This is a genomic window from Allotabrizicola aquatica (SeqCode), from assembly GCF_965194375.1.
In the GTDB taxonomy this organism is placed as follows: Bacteria; Pseudomonadota; Alphaproteobacteria; order Rhodobacterales; family Rhodobacteraceae; genus Tabrizicola_A; species Tabrizicola_A aquatica.
In genome coordinates, this window is the sequence record NZ_CBDAEL010000002.1 from 132,901 (window position 1) to 145,104 (window position 12,204).

At 63.1% G+C, this 12,204-nt stretch carries 12 protein-coding genes; 5 read left to right on the top strand and 7 right to left on the bottom strand.

Annotated features, from left to right (window positions below; all coding sequences use genetic code 11):
* The first annotated feature begins 37 nt into the window (after positions 1 to 37).
* The 5 genes from AC72UB_RS03380 (at position 38) to AC72UB_RS03400 (ending at position 5,186) form a co-directional block, all read left to right on the top strand.
* A complete protein-coding gene (locus AC72UB_RS03380) occupies positions 38 to 559 on the top strand; it encodes a Fur family transcriptional regulator (protein ID WP_505188517.1) in 522 nt (173 codons plus the stop codon).
* Positions 556 to 1,368: a metal ABC transporter ATP-binding protein gene (locus AC72UB_RS03385; protein WP_505188518.1), complete on the top strand. Its 813-nt coding sequence runs from the start codon at positions 556 to 558 to the stop codon at positions 1,366 to 1,368. The genes AC72UB_RS03380 and AC72UB_RS03385 overlap by 4 nt, the downstream gene beginning before the upstream one ends.
* A complete protein-coding gene (locus AC72UB_RS03390) occupies positions 1,358 to 2,149 on the top strand; it encodes a metal ABC transporter permease (protein ID WP_505188844.1) in 792 nt (263 codons plus the stop codon). The genes AC72UB_RS03385 and AC72UB_RS03390 overlap by 11 nt, the downstream gene beginning before the upstream one ends.
* A gap of 63 nt (positions 2,150 to 2,212) precedes the next feature.
* A complete protein-coding gene (locus tag AC72UB_RS03395) occupies positions 2,213 to 2,566 on the top strand; it encodes an antibiotic biosynthesis monooxygenase family protein (RefSeq protein WP_505188519.1) in 354 nt (117 codons plus the stop codon).
* 121 nt (positions 2,567 to 2,687) lie between these two features.
* Positions 2,688 to 5,186: a GcvT family protein gene (locus tag AC72UB_RS03400; RefSeq protein WP_505188520.1), complete on the top strand. Its 2,499-nt coding sequence runs from the start codon at positions 2,688 to 2,690 to the stop codon at positions 5,184 to 5,186.
* Between the two features lie 108 nt (positions 5,187 to 5,294).
* Here the strand turns inward: AC72UB_RS03400 and AC72UB_RS03405 are convergent, their stop codons facing one another.
* The 7 genes from AC72UB_RS03405 to AC72UB_RS03435 form a co-directional block, all read right to left on the bottom strand.
* Positions 5,295 to 6,086: a GH25 family lysozyme gene (locus AC72UB_RS03405; protein WP_505188521.1), complete on the bottom strand. Its 792-nt coding sequence runs from the start codon at positions 6,084 to 6,086 to the stop codon at positions 5,295 to 5,297.
* A gap of 122 nt (positions 6,087 to 6,208) precedes the next feature.
* Positions 6,209 to 6,859, bottom strand: coding sequence for a DUF938 domain-containing protein (locus tag AC72UB_RS03410; RefSeq protein ID WP_505188522.1), 651 nt, complete (start codon positions 6,857 to 6,859; stop codon positions 6,209 to 6,211).
* Positions 6,856 to 7,926: an NAD(P)/FAD-dependent oxidoreductase gene (locus AC72UB_RS03415; RefSeq protein ID WP_505188523.1), complete on the bottom strand. Its 1,071-nt coding sequence runs from the start codon at positions 7,924 to 7,926 to the stop codon at positions 6,856 to 6,858. Before AC72UB_RS03415 ends, AC72UB_RS03410 begins: the two co-directional genes overlap by 4 nt.
* A complete protein-coding gene (locus AC72UB_RS03420; protein WP_505188524.1) occupies positions 7,923 to 8,822 on the bottom strand; it encodes an aldo/keto reductase in 900 nt (299 codons plus the stop codon). Before AC72UB_RS03420 ends, AC72UB_RS03415 begins: the two co-directional genes overlap by 4 nt.
* Before the next feature lie 172 nt (positions 8,823 to 8,994).
* Entirely contained in the window at positions 8,995 to 10,086 is a 1,092-nt protein-coding gene (locus AC72UB_RS03425; RefSeq protein ID WP_505188525.1) for a BMP family ABC transporter substrate-binding protein, read from the bottom strand.
* Between the two features lie 53 nt (positions 10,087 to 10,139).
* A complete protein-coding gene (locus AC72UB_RS03430; RefSeq protein ID WP_505188526.1) occupies positions 10,140 to 11,072 on the bottom strand; it encodes an ABC transporter permease in 933 nt (310 codons plus the stop codon).
* Positions 11,069 to 12,148 carry an ABC transporter permease gene (locus AC72UB_RS03435; protein WP_463289430.1) on the bottom strand — a complete coding sequence of 360 codons (1,080 nt, stop codon included), beginning with the start codon at positions 12,146 to 12,148 and terminating at the stop codon, positions 11,069 to 11,071. Before AC72UB_RS03435 ends, AC72UB_RS03430 begins: the two co-directional genes overlap by 4 nt.
* Positions 12,149 to 12,204 lie beyond the last annotated feature (56 nt).

Below are 12,204 nucleotides of genomic sequence, written 5' to 3' on the forward strand. Positions count from 1 at the left end.
ATATGTATGTAATACTATAACATGTCAAGGCCCGAAGATGCCCCATGATACCCCCCATGCTGAGGCCTGCCCCGGTTGTCAGACGCCGGATCTGGCCTTTGCCCAGCATGACCACGGTCACTGCAGCACCGACGCCTTGGCCCGGGCCGAGGCTTTGGCCGTGGCGCGCGGCGTGCGGCTGACCCCGGTGCGTCGCCGGGTTCTGGAAATCCTTCTGGAAGAGCACAAGGCGATGGGGGCCTATGACGTGCTGACACGGCTGGCCGCCGAAGGCTTTGGCAACCAGCCACCCGTCGCCTATCGGGCGCTGGAGTTTCTGGAAGATCAAGGCTTTGCCCACCGCATCCGCCGCCTGAACGCCTTCACCGCCTGCATGCATCCGGGCGAAGATCACGCCCCCGCCTTCCTGATCTGCCGGGTCTGCGACACGGTGGCCGAAGCCCCCGCCGCCCCCGTCATGGCGGCACTGACAAAAGCCGCAACGCAATCCGGCTTTGTTATCGAACGCGCCAACATCGAAGCGCTGGGGCTCTGCCCGGCCTGCGCGGGGACAGCATGACCGCAGCCCTGATCTCCCCACCCCTGATTTCTGCCGACCGCATCTGCGTCCGCTTTGGCGGGGCCGAGGTCTTGCATGACGTCTCGCTCGCGATCCGCCCTGCTGAGATTGTCACCATTCTTGGCCCAAACGGCTCGGGCAAATCCACGCTGATCCGCGCGCTTTTGGGCATTGTCCCGCTGGCCCATGGGGCCGTCACCCGCGCACCCGGCCTGCGGCTGGGCTATGTCCCGCAAAAGCTCGCGGTGGATCGGACAATGCCCATGACGGTCCGGCGCTTCCTGTCGCTCCCGGTGCGGGTCAGCGATGCCGCCGCCGCCGAAGTTCTGGCCCGCGTCGGGGTCGAGGGCGTGGCTGACCGCCAGATGGCCGCCCTCTCCGGCGGTCAGTTCCAGCGCGTGCTTTTGGCGCGCGCCCTTCTCTCCGCCCCACAACTCCTCATCCTTGATGAGCCGACCCAAGGCCTTGACCAGCCCGGCGAAGCGGCCTTCTACCGCCTGATAGAGGCTGTGCGGCAAGACACCGGCGCGGCCGTCCTGATGGTCAGCCATGATCTGCATGTGGTCATGGCGGCGTCGGACCGGGTGATCTGCCTCAACGGCCATGTCTGCTGCGAAGGCACCCCGCGCGTGGTGTCGAACGCCCCAGAATATCGGGCGCTTTTCGGCCTTGGCACCAAAGGCGCCTTGGCACTGTATCAGCATGACCACGATCATGATCATGACAACGGGCATGACCATGACCACGGCCATGATCACGCGCATGACCACGCCCACCCCCACCGCCATGAGCATACCCATGCTGGATGATTTCACCACCCGCGCGCTTTTGGCCGGGCTTGGCGTGGCGCTGGCCGCCGGGCCCTTGGGCAGTTTCGTTGTCTGGCGGCGCATGGCCTATTTCGGCGATGCGACCTCACATGCCGCCATCCTCGGCGTGGCCTTGGCGCTGGCCTTTCAACTGCCGCTGACAGTCGGGGTCCTGACCGTATCGCTCGCCATGGCGATGACCGTCTCCACACTCGCGGCCAAGGGCTGGGCGATGGACACCACGCTCGGCGTGCTCGCCCATTCGGCGCTGGCCTTTGGCCTTGTGGCCATCTCTTTTGTCCCCGGCGTGCGGACCGATCTTTCGGCCTATCTCTTCGGCGATATCCTTGTCGTCTCGCGCACCGACCTTGCCCTGATCTGGGGCGGGGCGGCGGTCGTGCTCGCACTCCTTGTCTGGCGCTGGCAGGCGCTTCTGACCTCCACCCTCTCCGAAGAACTCGCCCACGCCGCAGGCCTCAACCCCGACCGGGAGCGTTTGGTGCTGACGGTGGCCCTTGCCGTGGTGGTCGCCGTCTCGCTCAAGGTGGTTGGCGCGCTGTTGATCGCCGCCATGCTCATCATCCCCGCCGCCGCCGCCCGCGCGCTGGCCCGCACCCCCGAGGCGATGGCGGTCCTCGCCGTGGCCATCGGCGGGCTTGCCGCCTTTGCCGGGCTGCAAATGTCCTTGTGGCAAGACACCGATGCAGGTCCGTCGATCGTGGCCGCAGCGGCGGTGATCTTTGCGCTCTCGGTGCTGATCGGCCAGATGCGGAAAGGCTAAGGCACCGGGGTTGAGGAAATGCGGCCAAGGCCCTAGCCTGTGTCCTCAGCCCGGAAAGCCGCCATGCCCGTCACCAGCTTGCCCAAACCGCCCTATTACGTCGTCACCTTTTCCAGCCAACGCACCGAGGGCGACCACGGCTATGCCGCGATGGCCGATGAGATGGTCGCCATGGCTGAAATTCAGCCCGGCTATCTTGGCCATGAAAGCGCGCGCGGGGCGGATGGCTTTGGCATCACCAATTCCTATTGGACCGACGAGGCCGCCATCCGCGCCTGGAAGGCCAAGGTTGACCATCTCGACGCCCAGCGGCGCGGGCGGGTGGAGTGGTATGTGACTTATGCTGTGCGCGTGGCAAAGGTCGAACGCGCCTATTCCTTTTCCACCGAACACGGCCGCGCAACCTGCTCGCATTGAAAATGCCGCTTTTCGCCGCCCATGTCGTTTTTCGCTGTTAGGTGTCGGGCCTTCTTGCCCATTTTCCCTGACTTCGGGCAGATAGGGGCAAACGCCCATTCAGACCATTCGGAGTCTCCCCATGAAAACCCATGTCAAAGCCCTTGTCGTTGGCGGCGGTGCGGTTGGCACCGGCATTGCCTATCACCTCGCCAAGGCGGGTTGGGATACGATGCTGGTCGAACGTGACGAGCTGACCGCAGGCTCCACATGGCATGCGGCGGGCCTTCTGCCGCTCTTCAACATGTCCTACGCCACGACCCATATCCACAAATACTCGGTGGATTTCTACAAAGGGCTCGAGGCGGAAACCGGCCTCAACGCCGGGTTTGCCGTGGTCGGCAACCTGCGCATGGCCCAGCGTCAGGAACGCATGGATGAATACATGCTCTATTCCTCGGTCGCCGAAACCGCCGGGGTCTATCACGAGTTTCTGACCCCGAAAGAGATCAAGGACCGCTGGCCCTTGGTGCGGACCGAAGACCTTGTCGGCGCGCTTTACCACCCGCAGGACGGCTACATTAACCCCGCCGACGTGACCCAAGCCATGGCCAAGGGCGCGCGTCAGCACGGCGCGACGATTGAACGCAAGATTCAGGTCAACGGCTATCGCTGGGCCGGTTCGGAATGGATCGTCTCGGTCACCCGGATGGAAGACAAGGGCGGCATGCTGGTGCCGACCGAGGAAACCTATGACATCCACGCCGAACATGTCGTCACCGCCACCGGCAACCACGCACAGCGCACGGCGAAACTTCTGGGCATCAAGATCCCGGCCATCCCGGTCGAACACCAGTACATTGTGACCGAACCCGATCCGATGCTGCAGGCCTATCGCAAGTCGAACCCCGAGCACCCGGTTCTGCGCGACGCCGACGCCAAATGGTATGTCCGCGAAGAGCGCGGCGGCTGGATCCTTGGCCCCTATGAATACGGCGCCCCGGCGCGGTTCGAATATGCCGTCCCCGACAGCTTCCGCGCCGACCTCTTCCCCTTGGATCTGGAACGGATCGAGGCGGAATACATGTCGATGATCCACCGCCTGCCCTCGTCGGAAACCGTGGGTCTGAAGGACGATTTCAACGGCCCGATCTGCTATACCCCCGACGGCAACCCGCTGGTCGGCCCGGTCCCCGGCCTGCGCAACATGTGGATCGCGGAAGGCTTCTCCTTCGGCATCACCGCCGCTGGCGGCACCGGCTATTACCTCGCCCAGATGATGGTGCAGGGCGAGGCCGAGATCGACATGGCCTCACTCGACCCCAAGCGCTACGGCAATTGGATGACCACCGAATACGCCGCCCGCAAGAACGAGGAATGCTACAACCACGTCTTCATCCTGCACCACCCGGACGAAGAGCGCGAGGCTTGCCGCCCGCTCCGCACCGCCCCCGCCTATGAGCGTCAGCTGAAGATGGGCGCGCAGATGGGTCAGGTGAACGGCTGGGAACGCCCGAACTATTATGGTCCGGTCGATGCCCCTGCGTCGTTCGACCATGACAGCCGCAGTTTCCGCCGTGGCGCATGGTGGCCCTATGCCGTCGAAGAAGCCAAAGCCGTGCGCAACACGGTGGGCATCATCGACGCCGCCGCCTTCACCAAGCACCTCGTGCGCGGCCCCGGCGCGACCGCCTTCCTTGACCACTTCACCTGCAACAAACTGCCGAACGTGGGCCGCATCAACCTGACCTACGCGCTCACCAACCACGGCACCACCCGCACCGAATACACCATCGTGCGGCTGAAAGAGCATGAGTATTACCTCATCTCGGCAGGCGCATGGACAGCCTATGACGCTGATTTCCTGATGAAATCGGCCGAGGACTTCATGGCAGCAGGTGGCGGCCATATCGACATCCACGACATCACCACCCAGTGGGGCGTCTATGCGCTGGCCGGCCCGAACAGCCGCGCGCTCCTCAATGACATCGTCAAAGACGCCGATCCGGCTACGGTTCTGTCGAACAAGCGCTTCCCGTGGCTCTCCTACCGCGACATCGAACTTGGCATGTGCCCGGTCCGCGCCGTGCGCGTGGCCTATACGGGCGAACTTGGCTGGGAACTCCACTACCCGATCGAATTCGGCCGCTACCTGTGGGACCTGATCTGGTCGGTCGGCGAAAAGCACGGGCTGAAGGGCGTTGGCGCACGGGCGCAAAACTGGCTGCGTCAGGAAAAATCCTACCGCGCCTTCGGCAACGAGTTGGGCCGCGATGCGACCCCGCTTGAAGCCGACCTGCCGCGCTTTGTTGATCTGTCCAAGGACTTCAACGGCAAGGCCAAGATGGTCGAAACCGGCGTCCGCTCCAAGTGCTGCACGCTTCTGATCGACGGCCCGTCGGATGCCGATCCGTGGGGCAAAGAGGCGCTTTTGTTGAACGGCGAAAAGGTCGGTCGTCTGACCTCGGGCGGCTATTCGGTGGCCTTCGGCAAGCAAATCGGCATGGGTTACGTTCGCCCCGAACTTGCCGTGCCGGGCACCAAGCTCAAGGTCAAGATGCTGCGTCAGGAATGGGACGCGGTGGTGGTCGAAGACAGCCCGTTTGACCCGACGAACGCCCGCATCCGCATCGACGGGTAAGGTGCGCCCGGACGGGCTTCCAGTGGAAGCCCGTCAGCACCGAACGCCCCCGCAATTTTCTTCACAGAAAATTGGGCCGCCCCTTCGGGCGGCCTTTTCCTTTAAAACCTAAGGCACCACCCGCCGCGCCAACCACTCGGCCCAATCCTCCCGGCTGCCGTCAAAGGCGTTGATGTCAATCTCACCCTTCATCCCCGGCACAAGGCCGGTTGAGGTGTATTGCCAGAACCGCCAATGCTGCCCCGGATAGCGGTCTGACGGGTGCGCGGCGACCGACCGCAGCCAGAAATCCACGCCCTTCAGCCGCCACATCTCATTGTCCTCATAGAAATCGACCGTCGTATAAAGGATCGGCGCGGTGCCGTAATGGTCGGTCATCAGCGCCACGATCTTGGCCGCATCGCGGCGGATCACCGACGCCTCACGCCGAATGGTGCAGGTGGGGGAGGTCGGGGTCCATTCCATGTCCAAGACCGGCGGCAAACTGCCCGCCACGCGCGGCACATGGCGGAAGAACCAGCGCGCCTGCTCTTCCGGAGCCCGGCAGTGATAGTAGAAATGATAGGCCCCGCGCTTCACCCCGGCCCGTCCCGCCCCGCGCCAATGATCCTTGAACATCGGGTCCAAAAGATCCCCGCCTTCGGTGGCTTTGATGAAGGCAAAGTTCACCCCATTGGCCCGCGCCACCTCCCAATCGACCGTGGTTTGGAAGCGCGACACATCCACCCCATGCACCGGGTGCTGCGCGGGATCTTGGCCCGCCCAAGGGTGCGGGTCCGTGTCGGAAAAGTTGGGCCATGTCACCTCCACCGGCGGGGCGGTGGCGGGTTGGTCCGGCGCACGCGCGGGGCCACAGGCGGTCAGCGCAAGGAAAAGGATCAAGAAAATACCTTGTTTCATCCCCCCATCCTGCCCCGGTCGCGGTGTTTTGTCACCGGGGAAGGGGAAACGGGCGTGAAATCCGCCTATGCGGCACGGGTGACGACGTCATGCTGCGCGGGCAGGGGCGTGATCTCGATCAGCTACACGCGCGCATGCGCATGGGAATGCCGCACAACCAGCAAAAGGTTGTTGGCGGGCATCGGCAAAACGTCACAAGACAACCCGGCCTTGCCCAATTGCCCCATAACCCACTCCAAATCTTTATACCCAATCGCCGGATCCTGCGCCCGCAAGCTGGCGTCAAAGGCGGCATCGCCCGGGCTGGTGGCCATACCATCCCGCAAGAACGGCCCGTAAAGGCAGGCCGTGCCCCCGGGCACAAGCGCCGCACCCAGTTCGGCCAAAAGCGTGGCAGCGGCAGGTTCTGGGATCAGATGCAGAAGGTTGACCAAAAGCACAGCATCCCACGCCCCCAACCGCGCCGCCCAACCCGCCTCGGTCGCATCCAGATGGATCGGGGGTTGAATGGCCGCATCGGTGGTGGCCGACCACGCAAGGATCGAGGCGAAATTGGCAGGCTCCACCTCCGTCGGCTGCCAGAGCAGCCCCAAAGGCCCTGCCATATGCGCCGCATGCAGCCCCGAACCAGAGGCAATCTCCAACAGCCGCCCCCTCAGGACCAGCCCTTGCAGCGCCCGCAAAATCGGCTCGCCATTGCGCGCCGCCGACGGCACCATGCGCCGCCCATCGGCCAGCACTTCGGCCCCGGTATCCGGCAGTTTCAACGTCATCCGAACCGGGCGGGCGACAGGCTGGCGATCAGCTCGGCTGACAGATCAGATGCCCGCCCGCCGATCAGATCAGCCGCCAATTGGCTGGCCGCCGGGCAGGATTGAAACCCATAGCCGCCTTGCCCCGCCACCCAAAAGAACGACGGCTCCCGCACATCCTGCCCAATGACCAGCGACCGATCCGGCGAAAAGGTGCGTAAACCCGCCCAGTTGGAAATCAACCGCGTCACGGGTTCGGTGACAAACTCCTCATACCGCGCCAAGCCCTCGGCCAGCACCATATCATCGGCCCAAGCGTCATGCGGCTCCATCGGATGCTCTTCGGCAGGCGACACGATCAAGGCCCCGGCGTCGGGCTTGGCATACCACAACTCACCCACGCCAAACATCATCGGCCAGCCCGAGATGTCATGTCCGCCGGGCGCCGGAATGCGCGCCATCGACCGACGATACGGCTGAAAGCCCAAAGGCTGCACCCCGGCCATCGCTGCAATCTGATCGACCCAAGCCCCGGCGGCATTGACCAAAACCCGCCCTTCATAGGTCCCCACACCCGTGGTCACCGCCCAGCCCGTCGCTGTCTTGGCAATCGCGGTCACGCGGGCATCGGTGACAATCTCACCCCCATTGCCCCGCGCCTCACGGGCAAAGTTCTGCAACAAGAGATCGGTGTCGATATCCCAGGCATGATCGCCAAAAGCCGCCTCAACAATGCTGTCATTCAGGATCGGCACCATCGCGCGGGCCTCATCCATGCTGATCGGGTCCAGATCCATATCCGCCGCCTCTTCGGCCAGCGCCGCCGTCTCACCCTCCCGCGCCAAGATCATCAGCCCGCGCTTCGACAGCACCTTGTCCTGCGACCGAAAGTAATCCCCGGACGCCACCGACAGCCCCACCACAGGCTTCAGCCCATAGTTCGGCTCATAAAGCGCCGCCGACCGGCCCGAGGCGTGATGCGCCAGATGCGGCTCGGCCTCCAGCACCGTGACGCGGCCCAGATGCGACATGCGGGCGGCGGCGGAAATCCCCGCAATCCCCCCGCCGATGATGAGAAAATCGGTCATGCTTCTTCCGTTCGGTCGGTTGCCGGAGGCGGCGCGGGATAAAGTGCGGCGATCCGGGCATAGGTTTCCGCCGTCATAGGATAATCAGCTGCGGCAAGCGAGGGGGCAAGCTGCCCAGTTTCACGGGCAGAAATCAGCGGCACCGGCCGGGCCGGGTGGGATTTCGCCCAAGCCACCGCCAGCGTGGCCGGATGGGTGCCAAGATCCTCGGCCAGCCGCGCCAAGCCCTCCGCCGCCACGGCCATCTCACTGCGGCCATAGCGGGCGGCATAGCGGCTGTCCTCGGTCAACCGCCCCGCGCCCCCAGCGGCGTATTTGCCGGTCAAAAGCCCCCCGCCCAAAGGCGAATAGGTATAGGCGGTGATCCCCTGATCGGCGACCATCGGCAAAAGCTCCACCTCAGCTTGGCGTTTCACAAGGGAATACATCGGCTGAATGGCCTCAATCCGCGTGCCAAAGCTTGCCGCCACAGCTTGCGCCTTCATCACCTGCCACGCCGCAAAGTTCGACAGGCCAATGCGCGCGATCATCCCGCGCGATTGCCACTCGGCCAAGAGCTCCAATGTCTCCGCCAAAGGCGTGTTGGGGTCAAAGCGGTGCAGATACAAAAGATCCACCCCATCGCGGCCCAACCGCTTGCGGCTGGTGTCAAACTGCGCCGTCAGATTGGCGCGGCCAGAGCCCCCCGTGTAGCCGACCTTGGTGGCAATCTGGATGTCATGGCCCCGCGCGAACTCCCCCAGAAGCGTCTCAGACGCCCCATCGGTGTAAATCCAAGCGGTGTCAAAATGCCGGATCCCAGCATCATAGCAGGCGTGGAACATGGCCATCGATTGCGTGGCATCGGCGCGGCCGCCGCATTGCATGGTGCCAAAGGCAAGGGGGTGCTGTGTCATGGCGCCAAGATGCCCAGCCGATCTGCCAAGCGCAAGCTTTGGCGCGACACTCCTCGTCGTCTTCGACGCTCGCCGTTTGGTCCTCCGACGAGACGCCGAAGGCGCCCGAGGAGGGGCCCAAAAGAAAAAGGCCCGCAAAGCGCGGGCCTTTCCCAAAACCTGAACCGTCAGATCACTGCGGGATGTCGCCGGTGATGCCTTCGACATAGAAGGCCATGCCCAGAATGTCGCCATCCGCAGCCGTCTGACCTTCGGTCAGCCAGACCGAGCCGTCCTGCTTGTTGATCGGGCCCGTGAACGGGTGGTACGAGCCATCCGCGATCGCATCGCGCAGCGCCAGGGCTTCAGCCTTCACGTCAGCCGGAACCTTGTCGGTAATTTCACCGATTTCCACTTCGCCAGCGGCAATGCCTTCCCAGCTGTCGGTCTGGGCGTAAGTGCCGTCCAAGAGCTGGCCGACGCGCTTGACGTAGTAGGGCGCCCAGTTGTCGATGATCGACGACACGCGCGGGCCGTCCTTATAGGCCGACATGTCCGAGGCCTGACCGAAACCGATCACGCCTTCGGTCTTGGCAGCTTCGGCCAGCGGTGCGGTCGAATCGGTGTGGGCTGCAATCACGTCCACGCCCTGATCGATCAGCGCCTTGGCAGCGTCAGCTTCTTTCGCCGGATCAAACCAAGTGTAGGCCCAGACGACCGACAGCTCGACATTCGGGTTGGCCTTCTTGGCATGCAGGAAATAGCTGTTGATGCCCGAGACAACTTCCGGGATCGGGTACGAGCCGATGTAGCCGATCTTGTTCGACTTGGTCATCTTGCCCGCAATGTGGCCCTGAACGGCGCGGCCTTCGTAGAAGCGCGCGTTATAGGTCGACACGTTGGCGCTGTCGCGCTTGTAGCCGGTGGCGTGCTCGAACTTCACATCCGGGAATTTGGCGGCGACCGCATTGGTCGGGTCCATATAGCCAAACGAGGTGGTGAAGATGATGTTGCAGCCGCCCAAAGCCATCTGGGTCAGAACGCGCTCAGCGTCGGCGCTTTCCGGCACGTTTTCCTGATACTGGATCTCGACCTTATCGCCGTATGCGGCCTGCACGGCCAAAGCACCTTCATGGTGCTGGAAAGTCCAGCCGCCATCGCCGATGGGGCCGATGTAGATGAAGCAGGCCTTGACCTTGTCCATCCCTGCAGCCATGGCCGCGCCGCCCGAAAAAGCCATGCCCAGCCCAAGGGCTGCGGTGGCCAAAAGGGTTCTTCTCAACATTCAGTCTCTCCCCGTAGATGGAGCCCGCGCAGGGCCCCGGTTGATAATAGGCCTCAGCGTGAGGCGTGGAAATTCTGCCCCAAGGCAGCCGGCGCGTTCAGCGACGCCTTGCCCTTTCCCGATGACATGATGACCAATACCACGATGGTTATCAGATAAGGCGACATGGACAAGTACTCGACCGGAATCCAGCTGCCTGCGGCTTGCAGGTTCAACTGCAAGACGGTGATCCCGCCGAAAAGATAGGCGCCGATCATCGCGCGCCACGGTTTCCAGCTGGCAAAGACCACGATGGCCAAGGCAATCCAACCGGCGCCTGAGGTGATTCCGTCCACCCACTGCGGCACGCGCACCAAAGACACATAGGCCCCGCCCATCCCCGCCATGGCCCCGCCGAACATGATGGCGCCCAGACGGATGCGGTTCACCTTATACCCCAGCGCATGGGCCGCCTCATGGCTTTCGCCCACGGCGCGGATAATCAGGCCCAGCCGGGTGGATTTCAGCACATACCAAATCGCCGCTGTCATGAAGATTGAGAAATAGACGATCCAGTCATGGCTAAAGAGCACTTGGCCAAAGAACGGAATATCCGCCAAGGGACCCAGCGGCACCGCTTCGGTCTGCACCGGCTTCAGCCCGTTGTAGCCTTGGCCCAAAAGCGCCGACAGCCCAAGGCCAAACAGCGTCAGCGCAAGGCCGGTCGCCACCTGATTGGCCAGCAAAACCTGCGTCAGGAAGGCAAAGACCAGCGAAATCGCCGCCCCGCCCAGCGCGCCGCAGACAAAGCCCAGCACCGGGCTTTCGGTGTGGATGGTGACCATAAAGCCCACAATGGCCCCCATGATCATCATCCCTTCAACGCCCAGATTCAAAACCCCGGCCTTCTCCACCACCAACTCGCCCAAGGCGGCCAAAAGGATCGGCACCGAGGCCGCCATGAGCGAAGCAATCAGGATTGCCGGATCAATTCCACCCATGATCATTTCCCTCCCAGAACGGTGCGGATGCGGTAGTTGGTCAGCACATCAACCCCCAACAGGAAGAACAACAGCATCCCCTGAAACACCTGAATGGCGGCCGAGGGCAGGCCAAGATTGGTCGAAGCCATCTCACCGCCCACATAGGTCAGCGCCATCAGGATGCCGGCAAAGATGATCCCGATCGGGTGCAACCGGCCCAAGAAGGCCACGATGATCGCGGTGAACCCATAGCCCACGTTGAAATCGATGGTGATCTGGCCCGCAGGGCCCGTCACCTCAAAGAGGCCCGCAAGCCCTGCCAGACCGCCCGAAATGCCCATGCACAGAACGACCAAGCGGTTCGGGTTCACCCCATGAAAGCGTGCGGCGCGCGGCGCTTGGCCGGAGAGCTTGATCTGAAAGCCGATGATGTGGCGCGCCAGCAGCACCCAAGCCACCAGCGCCACCCCCAGCGCCACCACAACGCCCCAATGAATGCCCGATCCCGGCCAGAACTCAGGGTTCGCCGCCGCCGGATAGCTCGAGAAATTGCGGCTTCCCGGAAAGCCCATGCCTTCAGGGTTCTTCAAGAACCCGGTCGAGGCTTTGGCCAAGATCGTTTGCGCCACATAGACCAGCATCAAGGACACAAGGATTTCATTGGTGTTGAAGCGGGTCTTCAAAATGGCCGGGATCATCGCCCAAGCCCAGCCACCAAAGGCCCCCGCCAGCACCATGGCCGGAAAGATCCAGCGGCTCTCGGTCGGATAGACCGCAAGGCCCACCGCGGCGCCACAAATGGCGCCCATGATATACTGGCCTTCCGCCCCGATGTTCCAAATCCCCGCCTTGAACCCCAAGGCCAGTCCAATGGCGATCAGGATCAAAGGCCCGGCCTTCACCAAAAGCTGGCCGCGCAGGTAAAACGCAAACTCGCCAAAGATCGGGTCCCAAAAGATCGTGCGGATCACCTCAATCGGGTTCGTGCCCATGGCGGCAAACAACAAACCGCCAAACACCATGGTCAAGATCACCGCCACCACAGGCGTACCATAGAGCCAGAACTTCGACGGGTTTGGGCGTTTTTCAAGCCTCAGCATGATGCACCTTTCAAGACCTTGAAGAGCCAAATTCCTTCGAAGGAATTTGCAACTTT

What these genes read in the sequence shown, in the direction of transcription:
- AC72UB_RS03380 (WP_505188517.1), top strand. Translation starts at nt 38, where the DNA reads ATGCCCCATGATACCCCCCATGCTGAGGCCTGCCCCGGTTGTCAGACG.
- AC72UB_RS03385 (WP_505188518.1), top strand. Translation starts at nt 556, where the DNA reads ATGACCGCAGCCCTGATCTCCCCACCCCTGATTTCTGCCGACCGCATC.
- AC72UB_RS03390 (WP_505188844.1), top strand. Translation starts at nt 1,358, where the DNA reads ATGCTGGATGATTTCACCACCCGCGCGCTTTTGGCCGGGCTTGGCGTG.
- AC72UB_RS03395 (WP_505188519.1), top strand. Translation starts at nt 2,213, where the DNA reads ATGCCCGTCACCAGCTTGCCCAAACCGCCCTATTACGTCGTCACCTTT.
- AC72UB_RS03400 (WP_505188520.1), top strand. Translation starts at nt 2,688, where the DNA reads ATGAAAACCCATGTCAAAGCCCTTGTCGTTGGCGGCGGTGCGGTTGGC.
- AC72UB_RS03405 (WP_505188521.1), bottom strand. Translation starts at nt 6,086, where the DNA reads ATGAAACAAGGTATTTTCTTGATCCTTTTCCTTGCGCTGACCGCCTGT.
- AC72UB_RS03410 (WP_505188522.1), bottom strand. Translation starts at nt 6,859, where the DNA reads ATGACGTTGAAACTGCCGGATACCGGGGCCGAAGTGCTGGCCGATGGG.
- AC72UB_RS03415 (WP_505188523.1), bottom strand. Translation starts at nt 7,926, where the DNA reads ATGACCGATTTTCTCATCATCGGCGGGGGGATTGCGGGGATTTCCGCC.
- AC72UB_RS03420 (WP_505188524.1), bottom strand. Translation starts at nt 8,822, where the DNA reads ATGACACAGCACCCCCTTGCCTTTGGCACCATGCAATGCGGCGGCCGC.
- AC72UB_RS03425 (WP_505188525.1), bottom strand. Translation starts at nt 10,086, where the DNA reads ATGTTGAGAAGAACCCTTTTGGCCACCGCAGCCCTTGGGCTGGGCATG.
- AC72UB_RS03430 (WP_505188526.1), bottom strand. Translation starts at nt 11,072, where the DNA reads ATGATCATGGGTGGAATTGATCCGGCAATCCTGATTGCTTCGCTCATG.
- AC72UB_RS03435 (WP_463289430.1), bottom strand. Translation starts at nt 12,148, where the DNA reads ATGCTGAGGCTTGAAAAACGCCCAAACCCGTCGAAGTTCTGGCTCTAT.